Below are 14,256 nucleotides of genomic sequence, written 5' to 3' on the forward strand. Positions count from 1 at the left end.
GGCGGACGCGGATGTCGGGGCGCACCCGGACACCGGGGCGGCGTACGCGGATGTCGGGGCGCACCCGGATGTCCCGGCTTACCAGGAGGTCCCAGCGCGCACCAGGACGTCCGGGCTTACCAGGACGTCGGGGCGTAGTCCTTCAGGAAGCAGCCGAAGAGGTCCTCGCCCGCCTCGCCCCGGACGATCGGGTCGTAGACCCGCGCCGCGCCGTCCACCAGGTCGAGCGGGGCGTGGAAGCCCTCGGCCGCCAGCCGTATCTTCTCCGGATGCGGGCGCTCGTCGGTGATCCATCCGGTGTCGACGCTCGTCATCAGGATGGAGTCGGCCTCGAACATCTCCCGTGCGCTGGTGCGGGTCAGCATGTTCAGCGCGGCCTTGGCCATATTGGTGTGCGGATGGCCCGCGCCCTTGTAGCCCCGGCCGAACTTGCCCTCCATCGCGGAGACGTTGACCACGTACTTGCGCCGGGCGGGCGAGGCCGCCATCGCCGGGCGCAACCGGCTGACCAGGATGAACGGCGCCGTCTCATTGCACAGCTGGACCTCCAGCAGCTCGACCGGGTCCACCTCGTCAACCCGCTGCACCCAGGTGTTGGTCGGGTCCAGGTCCGGCACCAGCCCGCCCGCGTCGATCGCGGTCCCGGCCTCGATCCGGGCCGGTGAGGCGGAGCCGCTGGTGAGGGCGAGGGCGGTGAGGTCCTGCGGGGTGAGGGCGCCGTCCCGTGCCGCGCGGGGGCCCGGCAGGGCCGCCTGGGCGCCGCTGCCGAAGGCGCCGAGGACCAGGGACTCGGGGAGCTCCCCGGCGGGCGGCGGCGCCGACTCGCCCGCTATCAGCTCGGCGTACGCCTGGGGTGTGCGGCGGACGGTCTGGGCGGCGTTGTTGATCAGTATGTCCAGCGGGCCCGCGGCGCTCACCTCGTCGGTCAGCGCGATGACCTGGGCGGGGTCACGCAGATCGATACCGACGACCTTGAGCCGGTGCAGCCACTCCGCGCTGTCCGGCATGGCCTTGAAGCGGCGGACGGCGTCGCCGGGGAAGCGGGTGGTGACGGTGGTGTGCGCGCCGTCGCGCAGCAGCCGCAGCGCGATATACATCCCGATCTTCGCGCGGCCGCCGGTGAGCAGGGCGCGGCGCCCGGTGAGATCGGTGCGGGCGTCACGGCGGGCCCGGTTCTCGGCGGCGCAGTCGCGGCACAGCTGGTGGTAGAAGGCGTCGACCTCGACATACCGGGTCTTGCAGACGTAGCAGGAGCGGGGGCGCGCCAGGATGCCCGCGATCTCGGTGCTGACGGAGCTGGTGAGCGCGAGGCCCAGCGTCTCGTCGTCGATCCGGTCCGCGGCGCCGGTGGCGGTGGCCTCGGTGACGGCCTTGTCGTTGGCGGTCTTCGCGGCCCGCCGCTCCTGGCGCCTGCGCTGCTTCACACTGCGGTAGATCCCGGAGGTGGCCCGGCGGACGGTGATCGCGTCGGGGTGGTCGACCGGCAGCCGGTCGAGTTCCGCCAGCACGCTCAGACAGGTCGCCAGCCGCTCCGGGTCGATGCCCGGCCCCTCGGCCGTCGCCCGCTCGGCCCGGCCTTCGTCAGTCACCGTCATCGCCGCTGCCGCTTTCTGGTTCGTCTGTTCCCCTGGACAACGGCGAAACTGTACGGAAGCGGGGGCGTATGCGCCAAACCGTGGCCCGCGTCACCCTCCTCCGGGCTTGCGGTACGCATAGCCGCCGGTCGGCGCCGGGGTGGCCGCCGCGGCCGGGTGTCCGGTGTCCGTCAGCGCGCGGATCACCCCGTGGTCGGGGGAGAGCGCACAGGCCGGGTCGGTACGGGCGGCGTCGCCGGTCAGGGCGTACGCCTGGCAGCGGCAGCCGCCGAAGTCCTCCGCGCGGCGGGAGCAGGTGCGGCACGGCTCCCGCATCCACCCCTCGCCCCGGTAGCGGTTGAAGGCGCCCGAGTGGTCCCAGATCCACTCCAGGGAGTGGTCACGGACATTGGGCGGGTCCAGGTCCGGCAGGCTCGCGGCGGCGGGGCAGGGCAGCGCGGTGCCGTCGGGCGCGACGGTCAGCGAGACCGCGCCCCAGCCGCCCATACAGGGCTTGGCGACCCCGTCGAAGTAGTCGGGCACGACCCACACCAGGTCGGTGGCCCCGCCCAGCCGGTCCCGCCAGCGCTGGACCGTCTCCCGCGCCCGGGCGAGCTGGTCGCGGGTGGGCAGCAGGGCGTCCCGGTTGCGCAGCGCCCAGCCGTAGAACTGGGTGTTGGCCAGCTCGATCCGGTCGGCGCCCCAGTCCACGCCGCGCCGGATGAGGGCGTCGAGCGCGTCGAGGTTGTCGCGGTGCAGGACCACATTGAGGCCGAGCGGCAGTCCGGCCGCGCGCACCAGGGCGGCGGCCCGCTCCTTGGCGGCGAAGGCGCGGTGTCCGGCGATCCGGTCGGCGGCGGCCGGGTCGGCGTGCTGCACGGACAGCTGGACGCTGCGCAGCCCGGCGGCGGTCAGCGCGGTCAGCCGGGCGCCGTCCAGGCCCACTCCGCTGGTGACGAGCTGGGTGTAGATCCCGGCGGACTCGGCGGCGGTGACGATCTCGGCCAGATCGCCGCGCAACAGCGGCTCCCCGCCGGAGAGATGGGTGTGCACCACGCCGAACTCCCCGGCCTGGCGCATCACCTCCGTCCACTCGGCGGTGGACAGCTCACGGGAGCGGCGGACCAGCTCCAGCGGGTTGGAGCAGTAGGGGCAGTGCAGCGGGCAGCCGTGGGTGAGCTCGGCGAGCAGGGCCCAGGGGCGGGGCGCGGCGGTCATCGGACCCAGCCCTCCCCGCGCATCCGGCCGAGGAAGGCACGCACGTCGTCGGCCACGGGCGCGCCGGGGAAGCGGCTTTCGAGCTCCGCCACGATGGTGTCGAGGTCGCGGTCGCCGTCGCACAGCCGCAGGATCCGCGCGGCGCTGCCGCGCAGCACCACCACCCGCTCGGGCAGCACCAGCAGATCGGCGTCGCGCACCCGGTCGTGGCGCAGGCTCACCGCGGGGGCCAGCGCGGGCCGCCATCCGGCCGGGGCGGGCGGGGTGCCGGCGGCGGTCATGTCCCCTCCCCGGGGCCGTCCTTGGTGTCGGCGTGGTCCACCGCGTCCAGCAGCGACCACAGCACATCGCATTTGAAGGCGAGCGCCGCCACCGCGCGGTCCTCGTCCTCGGGGGTGCGTGCCCAGGTCAGGACGGCGTCGAGGGCCTCGGTGCTGTCCCGGCGCCCCTGGTCGACCCGGTTGCGGAAGTAGGTCAGGCCCTCGCGCTCGATCCATGGGTAGTACCGCTCGAAGGCGTCGATACGGGTGAGCATGATGCCGGGCGCGGACAGTTCGGTGAGCGAGGCGGCGACGGCTTCCAGGGGCCCGCGCAGCCGGCAGAAGTTGACGTAGCCGTCGACCGCGAGCCGCACCCCGGGCACCACCTCCTCGGCCGACAGCAGCCGGTCCCGGTGCAGACCGGCGGCCTCGCCGAGCCGCAGCCACCGCTCGATACCGCCCTCGCCTTCGGTGGTGCCGTCGTGGTCCTGGATGCGCCGCAGCCACATCCGGCGCAGCCGTGGGGTGTCGAATTTGGCGGTGATCAGGGCGTCCTTGACGGGGATATGGCGCTGGTAGTGGAAGCGGTTGAGGATCCAGCGGCGCAGTTCGGCGGGGGTGAGCTCACCCGCGTGCATCCGTACGTTGAAGGGGTGGCGGTCGTGGTAGCGCTCCTGCGCGACCGCGCGCAGCCGCTCCTCCAGCCGTGTGCGTGGGGTGCTCACAGGTCGATCACCATCCCGTCGGCGGCCACCTCGACACCCAGCTTGCGCAGCTCCGTGTGGTGCGGCGCGGCCGGGTCGTTGAGGGGGTTGGTGTTGTTGAGGTGGGTGTACAGCGTGCGTCCTTCGAGCGCGGCGAGCCGCCGCGCCGTGCCGTCCGGTCCGTCGATCGGCAGATGTCCCATGGCGGTGGCGGTGCGCGAGCCGAAGCCGCTGCTGAGGGGCTCGTCGTCGGACCAGAAGGTGCCGTCGACGATGACGTGGTCGGCGCTCTCGGCGGCGCGCTGGAACGTGTCGGACCAGGCGGCGAGCGCGGGGGCGTAGAGGAGGGAGCGGCCGGTGGTGCGGTCGGTCAGCCGCAGCGCGACCACCCAGCCGCCGTCGTCCGGGGCGTCGAGTCCGGCCGCGTAGCGGGGGCGTTTGGCGGAGACGGGGACGGCGCCGATGACGAGGGGCGAGTCCTCGGCGAGCGGCCGGTCCTCGGGGCCGAGGGGGCGCCAGTCCAGCCTGGCGTAGGGGGTGAGGACCTCGCCCAGGTGGAGTCCGGTCAGCAGGGCGTGCCGCACCGGGGCGGTGGCCACGATCTCGATGCCGTCCGCCTCGCGCAGCCGGGCGATGCCGAGGGTGTGGTCGAGTTCGGCGTCGGTGAGGATCACCCCGGCCAGCGGGGTTCGGCGCGGTTCGGGCCCGGGGTGCAGTTCGGGGTGGTCCTCGACCTGGTCGCCGAGGTCGGGGGTGGCGTTGACGAGGTACCAGCGGCCTTCGGCGGCCTGGACGGCGAGCGAGGCGTGGCGGCGGCGCCACCCGGGGTGGGCGCGTGCCCCGGAGCATCCGGGGCACGCGCAGTTCCACTGGGGTACGCCGCCACCCGCCGCGGTGCCGAGCACGCGCACGCGCATGGCGGGGGGCTCAGCGGGCGTTCAGCGAGTAGGCGGTGACCTCCAGCGCGGTCTCCACGACCACGTAGTCGGGGGTCTGCCAGGCGGTCTGCCCGGCGTCGGTGCGGGTGCGGTCCGCCGCCTCGGGCGCGGTGCGCGGGGTGGTGTCGTTCATGGTTTCGACCTGCCTTCCATCTGGTGGGAAATTGGTCCACAGGACGGAACGGACGGGCCGTCAGCGATCTCGGTCCATGAGGGCTCTCCTTCTTCGGGCTGTGAAGGCCGAGGGAGGGGATGCGCATGGTGTTCCGTCTGTTGCAGGGTCACCAGCCGTCGGGACGTGGTCAAGAAGCGTGCACCAAAAAGGTCATCCGACCTCTGATGGTTCGACAGCCCTGAGGGCGTGAAATCGACCACGTGGCCGACTTCTTGGCCCGTACCAATGCTTGACGCCCCAAGAGACACCTCCTACCTTCCGCGATGCACCGGCCCCCTGCTGTCGAATCTGTTGACGCGTTAGTAAGCCTTCCTTACAGTTCCCCGCATGTGAACGGGGATCAGACAGGAGAACGGGATGAAGAGGTACCGGAACACCGCCGCCGCGGCGGCCGCCACCGCGCTCGCCGCCGGCCTGCTGATCGGGACGGCCGGAACGGGAACCGCCGCTCCCGGCCGGGCCGATTCGGCTCCCTCGGACATCAAGACCGTCTCGTCCGGCTGGACCGTCCCCTGGGGGCTGAGCTGGCTGCCCGACGGCTCGGCGCTGATCACCGAGCGGGACTCGTTCAAGGTCTACAAGCTCACCCAGTCGGGCACCAGGACAGAGGTGGGCACGGTGCCCAATGTGGTGACCACCGACGGTGAGGGCGGGCTGCTGGGCATCGCGGTCTCCCCGAACTGGAACAGCGACCACACCATCTATCTGATGCACACCGCCTCCGAGGGCAACCGGATCGCCCGGATGACCTACGACGGCTCCTCGCTCGGCGGCTACCAGACCCTCGTCACCGGCATCAAGAAGAACAAGTACCACAACGGCGGACGCCTCAAGTTCGGCCCGGACGGCTATCTCTACGCCACCACCGGCGAGGCGCAGACACCCGATCTCTCCCAGGACAAGAACTCGCTCAACGGGAAGATCCTGCGCATGACCACGGACGGCAAGCCCGCCCCGGGCAATCCGTTCGGCACGCTCGTCTACTCCTACGGCCACCGCAATCCGCAGGGCATCACCTGGGACCCGCAGGGCCGGCTGTGGGAGGCCGAGTTCGGCGACAGCAAGTACGACGAGCTCAACCTCATCGAGGCGGGCAAGAACTACGGCTGGCCGATCTGCGAGGGCGAGTGCTCCACCGCCGGGATGACCGGCCCCAAGCGCCAGTGGCCGACCGGCGACGCCTCGCCCAGCGGGGTCACCTACGCCGACGGCGCGATGTACCTGGCGGCGCTGCGCGGTGAGCGGCTGTGGCGGATCCCGGTGGACGGGACGAACGCGGGCACCCCGAAGGCGTACTACACCAGCTCCTACGGGCGGCTGCGCACCGTGGAGACCGTGCCGGGCAAGAACACGCTGTGGCTGTCCACGACGAACGCCGACAGCAACGGCGGGGAGCCGGACGGCGCGGACAAGGTGTTCCAGGTCGAGTTGAAGTAGCCCCGTCGTGGATGGGTGATGCGTACGGTCGCGGTCCGCCGGGCCGCGACCGTACGCCCGTGTCAGTGCGCGAGCCGCTCGTTCATCAGCAGGAAGGCGCCCAGACCGTGGAGGTCGTTCGTATTGCGCGCGCGGCCGAGGTAGTAGGCCAGATCCCCGACGTTGGTGCCCTCGCTGATGTCGGTGATGTTCGTCAGCCCGTCGGAGCCGACCGACACCTTCCGCAGCACGCCCTCATAGCCCCTTCGCGCCGCCTCGGTGTAGCCGCCGCCGCTGATCCAGCCGTGCTCCAGGGCCGCGTGCAGCATCAGGGTGTACATGCTGGAGGCCGAGGTCTCGGTCCAGTTGCCGGGCTCGCTCGCCTTGTCGACCACCTGGAACCAGCGGCCGGTGGCCGGGTCCTGGTAGCGCGCGAAGCCCTTCGCCAGGTGCCGTACGTTGTCGATCAGTTCGGCGCGGCGCGGATGGTCGGCGGGGAGCAGTTCCAGCACCTCGACATGGGTCATCGCGGTCCAGCCGATGGCCCGGGCCCAGAAGTGGGCGGAGGTGCCGGTGGTGGGGTCGGGCTTCCACGGGGCGTCGCCGTCGGCGTCATAGCCGTGGTAGATCAGCCCGTTGGCCGCCTTGAGGTGGCGGAAGTACACCGAGAGGTTCCTGGTGACCTCCTCGTACGCGTACTCCTGGTCGCCGTAGGCGATGCCGTAGCGCAGCAGGAAGGGCTGGGCCATGAAGACCCCGTCGCCCCACAGTTCGTTGGTCCTGCCGGTGGCGTGCCACATCCCGCCGTCGGCGGTGCGCGGATAGGTGGTGATCCGGGCCCGGATCTGGCCGGCGGCGGTCCGGTAGCGGGGGTCGCCGGTCTCCTGGTGGAGGATCAGCAGCAGATTGCCGGCCTGCATCGCGTCGAGGTTGTCGAAGGTCCGGCTCATATGGCCGTCGGCGTCGACGAAGTTGTCCACCCAGCGCTTGATGTACGCCAGGTACGACGGCTCATCGACCCGCTGGTGGACGCGGTAGGTGCCGAGCAGGAACAGCCCCTGGATGTAGCCCCAGCCGCCGAGGGACGCGGGGTCCGGGCGGCGGGCGATGGTGGAGTCCACCACCGCCCGCGACCAGTCGGCGGGCGCCGCGCCGGCGCCCGCCGTCGGGAGGAGAAGACCACCGGTGAGGCCCAGTGTGCTCGCGAACAGCGTTCTGCGACTGATCATTCAGTCCTCCTTGGGTGTCAGGACGCCCCCAGGGCGCCATGTACACGTCAAGAATATCGGCACACACTCCGTACCGGAACAAAAGCGGAGGAAAGGCGAGGATGAGCCGGGCCCGTCAAGGCCGAATCCCGCCAAGGTAAGGTAAGCCTGACCTTACCAATTGGAGTTGCTCGTGGGCCCCCTTCGTCTGTTCCCCCTGCTCTCGGCCGTCCTCGCCGCGACCGTCCTCACCGGCTGCGGATCCTCGGATCCCGCGTCGTCATCGGCGTCTTCGGCGTCTTCGGGGTCTTCGGGGTCTTCGGCGGTCTCGAAGGCTCCGGGGTCCTCCGCGGCGGACGGTGACTTCCCGCGCACCGTCGCCCATGAGCAGGGCAGTACGCCGCTGAAGGCCGCGCCGAAGCGCATCGCCGCGATCAGCACCGGACAGCTCGACGATCTGCTCACCCTCGGCGTCGTACCGGTGGCCACCACCCGTGCCGACTACGCCGGACTCGTCCCCGGCTATCTGCGCACGGCCTTCCCCGGGCAGGCCGAGGCGCTCGGCTCGATGACGGACATCGGCACCCGCACCTCCCCCAACCTGGAGAAGCTGGCCGCCGCCAAGCCCGATCTGATCCTGGTCAACAGCACCCAGGGCGCCCTCTACCCCAGCCTGGCGGCCATCGCCCCGACCGTGGTCACCAAGGGCCGCGGGGTGAACTGGAAGAAGGACCTGCTGACCGTCGCCGACGCGGTGGGCAGGCGCGAGCGGGCCCGCACCCTGCTCACCCGCTTCGAGAAGGACGCCGCCGACCAGGGCGAGAAGCTGGGCGGCGAACACACGGCGCTGTCGATGGTGCGCTTCAACCCCGACCGGGTCCGGATGTTCGGGAAGAAGTCCTTCACCGGCACCATCGCCGACGACATGGGGCTCGGCCGCCCCGAGTCCCAGCGCTTCGACGACATCTCACAGGACCTCAGCGGTGAGCGGATCCCGCGGATGGACGGCGACTGGATCTTCTACTCCGTCCAGGGCCGCCCCGGGAAGACCGACGCCGCCACCTATCTGTCCAATCCGCTCTGGAAGAAGCTGGGCGCGGTCCGCGGCGGGCATATCGTCAAGGTCGACGACGACCCCTGGTACCTCAACGCCGGGCCCACCGCCGCCCGGGTCGTACTGCGCGACATCACCGAGCACCTCGGGCGCTGACACCGGGCGCCCCAGACGCTGACACCGGGCGGCACCGGGCGACACCGGCGCCGACGGCGGGCGTCCCGGGCGCTGACCGCGGGCACCTCAGGTGGCCGAAACCGAACCCCTCCACGGCCGGGCCGACCTCTCGACGCCCCGGCCACCCGTGTCAACCTCCGACCGGCATAAGCCACCGTCACACCCCGTATGCGATCGGGACAATGCGTCACCACAAGTCCGTCCTCAGGCAATAGTCTCGGCGTACAAGCCGTGGCTGAGGAGGCACCCATGGGGACCGGGGATCGCGAGCAGGCATACGCACGGGCGCGGCAGGAGGCCGAGCGGCTCACCGCGAACGGAATCCAGGGCATCGCGCTGACCTGGGTGGACAACGCGGGTCTGACCCGGGTGAAGTCCGTGCCCACCGCGCGGCTGCCCCAGGCCGCGCGGCGCGGGGTCGGGATGTCCCCCGTCTTCGACGTCTATCTCGTGGACGACTCCATGACCACCAGCCGCCATGTCGGCGGCCCCGACGGGGATCTGCGGCTCCTCCCCGACCTGGAGCGGCTCACCCCACTGGCCGCACAGCCCGGCTGGGCCTGGGCCCCGGTCGACCGGTACGACCAGGAGGGCCGGGCGCACCCCGTCTGCCAGCGGCTGTTCGCCCGGCGGATGGCCGAGCGGGCACGGGAGCGGGGGCTGGCCGTGCGCATGGGGTTCGAGACCGAATGGGTCGTCACCACGGGCGACCCGGACCAGGACCCGCCGCGCTACCCCACCACCGGCCCCGCCTACGGCATGGCGCGCCTGGTCGACCTCGCCGACTATCTCGCCGATCTGCTCGGCGCGCTGGACGCACAGCACACCGAGGTGCACCAGCTCCATCCGGAGTACTCCCCCGGCCAGTTCGAGGTGTCCCTGGCGCCCACCGATCCGGTGGCCGCCGCCGACCTCGCCGTGCTGGTGCGGGAGACGATCCGGGCGTGCTCCGGGCGCGCCGGGCTCAACCCGATGTTCGGCCCGGTGGTGGACCCGGGCGGGGTCGGCAACGGCGCCCATCTCCATCTGAGCCTGTGGCAGGGGGACCGCAATCTGTGCCGGGACGGCGACGGACCGCACGCCATGACCGCGACGGCCGAGGCGTTCCTCGCCGGGGTGCTGCGCGAACTGCCCGCCCTGCTCGCCATCGGCGCCCCCTCCCCCGCGAGCTACCTCCGGCTCGAACCCTCCCGCTGGGCCGGGGCGTACCAGTGCTGGGGTCTGGAGAACCGCGAGGCCGCGGTGCGCTTCATCACCGGCGCACCGGACGACGCGGGGGCCGCCAACGCCGAGATCAAGTCCTTCGACCCGGCGGCCAACCCCTATCTGGTGGCGGGCGCGGTCATCGCCGCGGGCCTCGGCGGGCTGGACGCCGGGCTCTCCCTGCCGCCGCCCGTCTCCGGGGACCCCGCGGTCGAGGGGCGCGAGCGGCGGCTGCCCACCTCGCTGCTGACGGCGCTCGAGCACTTCGAGGACTCGACGGTGCTGCGCGAGGCGCTGGGCGATCCGCTCTTCGAGTCCATCGCCGCGGTGCGCCGGGCGGAGGCCGCCCTGTTCGAGAAGTCGTCCCCGCGTGAGATCGCCATCGCGACCCGGAGGCGGTACTGACCGATGGAGGCCGCCGAGCAGACGGATCCGACCGAGCCGCCGCTGCCGCCCCTGGTGGACCACCACTGCCATGGGGTGGTCCGCTCCGAGCTGGGCTCGGCGGCGTTCGAGGCGTTCCTGACCGAATCCGACGCGCCCGCCGCGCTCGGCACCACCTTCTTCGACAGCCAGCTGGGGTTCGCGGTGCGCCGCTGGTGTCCGCCGCTGCTGGGCCTCGAACCGCACTGCCCGCCCGCCCACTACCTCGCCCGGCGGCGCGAGCTGGGCGCCCGGGAGGTGGCCCGGCGGCTGCTGAGCGCCACCGGGATCAGCGAGTTCCTGGTGGACACCGGGCTGCCGGGCAATCTGACCACCCCCCAGGAGCTGGCCCTCGCGGCGGGCGGCACCGCCCATGAGATCGTCCGGCTGGAGCAGTTGGCCGAGCGGATCGCCGACACCTCGCTGACCGCCGACGACTTCCTGACCGGGGTGGCGGACGGGATCCGGGAGGCGGCCCGTACGGCGGCCGGGTTCAAATCGGTGGCCGCCTACCGCTACGGACTGGACTTCGAACCCGATCCGCCGGGCCCCGGCGCCGTCCACACCGCCGCCGAACGCTGGCTCGCCCGGCGCGGCCAGGGCGGCACCGCCGCCGCCCGGGTCACCGACCCCGTACTGCTGCGCCATCTGCTGTGGTCGGCGGCGTACACCGGGCTGCCGCTCCAGCTGCACACCGGCTTCGGCGACCCCGATCTGCGGCTGGACCGCTGCGATCCGCTCGCCCTCACCGACTTCGTCCGGGCCGTGCGCCCCACGGGCTGCACCCTGATCCTGCTGCACGGCTATCCGTACCACCGCGGCGCCGCCTATCTGGCCGCCGTCTTCCCGCATGTGTACGCCGATGTGGGGTTGGCCCTGTCGCACACCGGGGCACGGGCCGGGGCCGTGCTCGCGGAGATGCTGGAGCTGGCCCCGTTCGGCAAGGTGCTCTTCTCGACCGACGCCTACGGTCTGCCCGAACTGTATGTGGTGGGGGCGCGGCTCTTCCGGGAGGCGCTGACCGGGCTGCTGACCCACTGGGTGGCGGAGGGCGCCTGGTCGCGCCGCGACGCCCGCCGGGTGGCGGCGCTGCTGGGCGCGGACAACGCCCGCCGCGTCTACGGCCTGGGCACCCCGGCCCCCCGCGCGGGGTAGCCGCCCGCGGTTCCCACCGCACCGGAACGGTCCGCCCCGCCCGTGGTCCGGACGGCGACGGGCCGCCGCCCCGCGCGGGTACGGGGGCGGAGTGGGCGTCGCGGCGGCCGGGGTTCATGCCGGATGAGGCGGCTGTCGCCGCCCGAGCCCGTTGGCACGGCGGAGTTTCCGGTCAGGTGGCCAGGTCCAGCCATTCCCCGACGGCCAGCACATGTGCGCGCCGTCCGGCGTGCGTGCGGAACTCCTTCTCCGGGTCGGAGACCTCGACATAGCCCGCGATCTTGTCCGGCTGCTCCGGCTCGTAGTGGATCGGCACCGCGTACCGGGCGTCGAGGATCTCCGCGGCCGCGGCGGCCTGCCGCGGGTCCAACGCGGCGGGCAGCGGGCTCGGCGGCTGAAGGTGCGGTGCGTCGACCACCGCGCCGTTGGCGGGCAGGAACACCGCGTCGAACGGGCTGAACCGGCGCGCGATGAGCCACCAGTAGCCGTGGAACATCGTGTCGCCGCCGTGGAAGACCCGCTGCCCGTCGGCCTGCACCACCCAGTTCAGCTGCGGGTCGCCGAGCCCGTCGACGGAGGGCACCGCGGTGACGCGGAACGGCCCGAATTCGCGGGTGGACCAGGCATCCACGACCTCGGCGGCCAGCCGGTGCAGGGCCAGTTCGCGCTCGGCCGGCAGCGTCGTCACGTTGTCCACGTCGTCGCCGTGGCCGGGCGCCGGTCGCAGCACCGGCGCCCCCGGCGTCAGCGCGTCCGCGAGCGCGGACGCGTCGGTGTGGTCCCGGTGCAGGTGGGTGACCAGTGCGGCGGTGGCCTTCCCGCTCGGCTCCGCCAGCCCCTCACCGGGCTTCCACCCTGTGAACAGCGGTGAGAGATCCCGGACGTAGTCGACCACCAGTCGCCTGCCGCCCGCCTCGATCTCCACTCCGGCCCAGCCCAGTCGTCGCACCCGCATCTCGCACTCCTTCGTTCCGGTGATTGCCACGCGAAACTTAGCGTACGCGCGTTCGCTAAATCAATAGCGAACGCGCGTACGCTATCCTTGCCGTATGTCACCACGACGCTCAGCGGCCGAAGCGCAGGCCACCAGGGGCCGGATCCTCGGCCGCGCCGCCGAGATCGCCTCCGAAGAAGGGCTGGACGGCATCACCATCGGCCGGCTCGCCGAGGAACTGGAGATGAGCAAGTCCGGGGTGCACAAGCACTTCGGCACCAAGGAGACGCTCCAGATCTCCACGCTGGACAAGGCGTTCGTGGACTTCTGGCACCGGGTGGTCGAGCCCACCCTGACCGAGCCGCCGGGCCTGCGGCGGCTGCGCGCGGTGTGCGCCAACTCCGTGGGCTACCTGGAAGCGCCACTGCTGCCCGGCGGCTGCCTGATGACCGCGGCACTCACCGAATACGACGGCCGCCCGGGCCGGGTCCGCGACGCGGTGGCCGAGGTGTGGTCGCGCTGGCGGGAACAGCTGCGGGCGGACCTGACCGCCGCGGTGGAGAACGGCGAACTGCCCGCCGGATTCGACATCGACCAGGCGCTGTTCGAGATCATCGCCGCCGGTCTGGCACTGAACGCGGCCATGCAGCTCCAGCACGACCGGGCCGCCGCGGGCCGGGCCCGCCGCGCGATCGAACGGGCCCTGGCCCAGCCCTGACGCGACCCACCCCGGCCCGGCAGCCGACGGGCCGCCGACACGCGCGCCGGAGACGGCCGCCGACGCGGGGCGGCCGATACCGGACGCGGGTGACGTCCGGGCCGAGGCGCCGCGCGCGTCGGTGGCGGACCGGGGTCCATGCCCGGCGCGGAGCGCGTCCGCAGTACCGTGCCCGGAACGTACTCGACCGTAACCGGAGGAGATCGCATGCGGATCGGCGGCACGACCGTCCTGCTCACCGGGGCCACCGGCGGCATCGGGCGGACACTGGCCCGCGCGCTCGCGGCCAAGGGCGCCAAGCTGCTGCTCACCGGGCGCCGCGAGGAGGTGCTGCGCCCGCTGGCGGACCGGCTCGGCGGCCGAGCGATCGTCGCCGATCTGGCCGAACGGTCCGATGTGGAGCGCCTCGTCGAGGAGGCGTCGGACGCCCGGATCCTCATCGCCAACGCCGCGCTGCCCTCCAGCGGCCCGGTCCTGGACTACCGGCCCGAGGAGCTGGACCGCGCCCTCGATGTCAATCTGCGCGCCCCGATGCTGCTGTCCCGGCTGATGGCGCCGCACATGGTGGAGTCGGGGTCCGGTCATCTGGTGATGATCGGCTCGCTGTCGGGCCGTACGGCCTCCCCCGGCGCCGCGCTCTACAACGCGGCGAAGTTCGGGCTGCGCGGTTTCGCCCTCGGGCTGCGGCAGGACCTGTACGGCACGGGGGTGGGGGTCTCGCTGGTGCAGCCCGGATTCGTGGGCGACGCCGGGATGTTCGCCGACGCGGGCACATCCCTCCCCACCGGGGTCCGGACGATCTCCAGCCGGCGGGTGGCCGCCGCGACCATCCGGGCCATCGAGCGGAACCGGGCCGAGGTCAACGTGGCCCCGCTGGAGTTGCGGCTGGGCACCGCCATCGGCGGGCTGTTCCCGGCCCTCGCCGAGCGGGCCCAGCGGGGTGCGGGCGCCGGCGAGGCGTCCCGTCAGCTCGCCGAGGGGCAGCGCGACAAGCGCTGAATCCACCGCCCTGTGCGCGGGCGGTGCCGATGTCCCCGGCACGGACGGCGGTCCGGTTGGCCTCGGCGACCACCCGTCCGCGCCAGGGACATTGACACCG

Annotated in this window: 14 protein-coding genes; 6 read left to right on the forward strand and 8 right to left on the reverse strand. The window is 72.6% G+C overall.

All coding sequences use genetic code 11. From position 1 onward, the window contains the following. Positions 1 to 116 precede the first annotated feature (116 nt). The 6 genes from AB0E24_RS23475 to pqqA all read right to left on the reverse strand — a co-directional run bounded on the left by AB0E24_RS23475 (position 117) and on the right by pqqA (position 4,827). Positions 117 to 1,595, reverse strand: a complete 1,479-nt coding sequence (locus tag AB0E24_RS23475) for an SDR family NAD(P)-dependent oxidoreductase (protein WP_069860408.1) — start codon at positions 1,593 to 1,595, stop codon at positions 117 to 119. Positions 1,596 to 1,685: 90 nt separating this feature from the next. Further along, entirely contained in the window at positions 1,686 to 2,792 is a 1,107-nt protein-coding gene (gene pqqE / locus AB0E24_RS23480; protein ID WP_102936578.1) for a pyrroloquinoline quinone biosynthesis protein PqqE, read from the reverse strand. After that, a complete protein-coding gene (pqqD, locus tag AB0E24_RS23485) occupies positions 2,789 to 3,073 on the reverse strand; it encodes a pyrroloquinoline quinone biosynthesis peptide chaperone PqqD (protein WP_102936579.1) in 285 nt (94 codons plus the stop codon). The genes pqqE and pqqD overlap by 4 nt, the downstream gene beginning before the upstream one ends. Beyond that, positions 3,070 to 3,777, reverse strand: coding sequence for a pyrroloquinoline-quinone synthase PqqC (pqqC, locus tag AB0E24_RS23490; protein ID WP_102936580.1), 708 nt, complete (start codon positions 3,775 to 3,777; stop codon positions 3,070 to 3,072). The genes pqqD and pqqC overlap by 4 nt, the downstream gene beginning before the upstream one ends. Next, positions 3,774 to 4,673, reverse strand: coding sequence for a pyrroloquinoline quinone biosynthesis protein PqqB (gene pqqB, locus AB0E24_RS23495; RefSeq protein WP_147967173.1), 900 nt, complete (start codon positions 4,671 to 4,673; stop codon positions 3,774 to 3,776). Before pqqB ends, pqqC begins: the two co-directional genes overlap by 4 nt. Positions 4,674 to 4,683: 10 nt before the next feature. Continuing rightward, complete coding sequence (pqqA, locus tag AB0E24_RS23500) at positions 4,684 to 4,827, reverse strand: pyrroloquinoline quinone precursor peptide PqqA (protein ID WP_069860403.1); 144 nt, start codon at positions 4,825 to 4,827, stop codon at positions 4,684 to 4,686. Between the two features lie 399 nt (positions 4,828 to 5,226). On the opposite strand from pqqA, the gene AB0E24_RS23505 reads away from it, so the two are divergent. After that, the gene (locus AB0E24_RS23505) at positions 5,227 to 6,306 is read left to right on the forward strand and encodes a PQQ-dependent sugar dehydrogenase (RefSeq protein ID WP_359379614.1); all 1,080 of its coding nucleotides are present in this window, start codon (positions 5,227 to 5,229) and stop codon (positions 6,304 to 6,306) included. 62 nt (positions 6,307 to 6,368) lie between these two features. Here AB0E24_RS23505 and AB0E24_RS23510 read toward each other — a convergent pair whose 3' ends face one another. Further along, positions 6,369 to 7,514 (reverse strand): glycoside hydrolase family 88/105 protein, encoded by a 1,146-nt coding sequence (locus tag AB0E24_RS23510; protein WP_283882555.1) that lies wholly within the window; start codon positions 7,512 to 7,514, stop codon positions 6,369 to 6,371. A gap of 172 nt (positions 7,515 to 7,686) precedes the next feature. Here AB0E24_RS23510 and AB0E24_RS23515 point away from each other — a divergent pair, with 172 nt between their 5' ends. From AB0E24_RS23515 to AB0E24_RS23525, 3 genes are all read left to right on the forward strand, one after another. Then, the gene (locus AB0E24_RS23515) at positions 7,687 to 8,703 is read left to right on the forward strand and encodes an ABC transporter substrate-binding protein (RefSeq protein ID WP_359379618.1); all 1,017 of its coding nucleotides are present in this window, start codon (positions 7,687 to 7,689) and stop codon (positions 8,701 to 8,703) included. A 270-nt stretch (positions 8,704 to 8,973) separates the two neighbouring features. Next, the gene (locus tag AB0E24_RS23520; RefSeq protein WP_232637745.1) at positions 8,974 to 10,332 is read left to right on the forward strand and encodes a type I glutamate--ammonia ligase; all 1,359 of its coding nucleotides are present in this window, start codon (positions 8,974 to 8,976) and stop codon (positions 10,330 to 10,332) included. Between the two features lie 3 nt (positions 10,333 to 10,335). Beyond that, on the forward strand, positions 10,336 to 11,505 hold the full coding sequence (locus AB0E24_RS23525; protein WP_174883028.1) for an amidohydrolase family protein: 1,170 nt from the start codon (positions 10,336 to 10,338) through the stop codon (positions 11,503 to 11,505). Positions 11,506 to 11,677: 172 nt separating this feature from the next. On the opposite strand, the gene AB0E24_RS23530 is transcribed toward AB0E24_RS23525, so the two are convergent. Beyond that, entirely contained in the window at positions 11,678 to 12,460 is a 783-nt protein-coding gene (locus AB0E24_RS23530; RefSeq protein ID WP_359379621.1) for an MBL fold metallo-hydrolase, read from the reverse strand. Positions 12,461 to 12,554: 94 nt separating this feature from the next. On the opposite strand from AB0E24_RS23530, the gene AB0E24_RS23535 reads away from it, so the two are divergent. Beyond that, a complete protein-coding gene (locus AB0E24_RS23535) occupies positions 12,555 to 13,157 on the forward strand; it encodes a TetR/AcrR family transcriptional regulator (RefSeq protein WP_100805402.1) in 603 nt (200 codons plus the stop codon). A gap of 207 nt (positions 13,158 to 13,364) precedes the next feature. Continuing rightward, positions 13,365 to 14,156: an SDR family NAD(P)-dependent oxidoreductase gene (locus AB0E24_RS23540; protein WP_099015811.1), complete on the forward strand. Its 792-nt coding sequence runs from the start codon at positions 13,365 to 13,367 to the stop codon at positions 14,154 to 14,156. Positions 14,157 to 14,256 lie beyond the last annotated feature (100 nt).

Origin of the sequence: Streptomyces malaysiensis subsp. malaysiensis (genome assembly GCF_040653035.1) — a bacterium.
Taxonomy (GTDB): domain Bacteria; phylum Actinomycetota; class Actinomycetes; order Streptomycetales; family Streptomycetaceae; genus Streptomyces; species Streptomyces malaysiensis.

Coding starts and splice junctions, on each gene's coding strand:
- AB0E24_RS23475 (WP_069860408.1), bottom strand. CDS start 1,595: ATGACGGTGACTGACGAAGGCCGGGCCGAGCGGGCGACGGCCGAGGGG.
- pqqE (WP_102936578.1), bottom strand. CDS start 2,792: ATGACCGCCGCGCCCCGCCCCTGGGCCCTGCTCGCCGAGCTCACCCAC.
- pqqD (WP_102936579.1), bottom strand. CDS start 3,073: ATGACCGCCGCCGGCACCCCGCCCGCCCCGGCCGGATGGCGGCCCGCG.
- pqqB (WP_147967173.1), bottom strand. CDS start 4,673: ATGCGCGTGCGCGTGCTCGGCACCGCGGCGGGTGGCGGCGTACCCCAG.
- pqqA (WP_069860403.1), bottom strand. CDS start 4,827: ATGAACGACACCACCCCGCGCACCGCGCCCGAGGCGGCGGACCGCACC.
- AB0E24_RS23505 (WP_359379614.1), top strand. CDS start 5,227: ATGAAGAGGTACCGGAACACCGCCGCCGCGGCGGCCGCCACCGCGCTC.
- AB0E24_RS23510 (WP_283882555.1), bottom strand. CDS start 7,514: ATGATCAGTCGCAGAACGCTGTTCGCGAGCACACTGGGCCTCACCGGT.
- AB0E24_RS23520 (WP_232637745.1), top strand. CDS start 8,974: ATGGGGACCGGGGATCGCGAGCAGGCATACGCACGGGCGCGGCAGGAG.
- AB0E24_RS23525 (WP_174883028.1), top strand. CDS start 10,336: ATGGAGGCCGCCGAGCAGACGGATCCGACCGAGCCGCCGCTGCCGCCC.
- AB0E24_RS23530 (WP_359379621.1), bottom strand. CDS start 12,460: ATGCGGGTGCGACGACTGGGCTGGGCCGGAGTGGAGATCGAGGCGGGC.
- AB0E24_RS23535 (WP_100805402.1), top strand. CDS start 12,555: ATGTCACCACGACGCTCAGCGGCCGAAGCGCAGGCCACCAGGGGCCGG.
- AB0E24_RS23540 (WP_099015811.1), top strand. CDS start 13,365: ATGCGGATCGGCGGCACGACCGTCCTGCTCACCGGGGCCACCGGCGGC.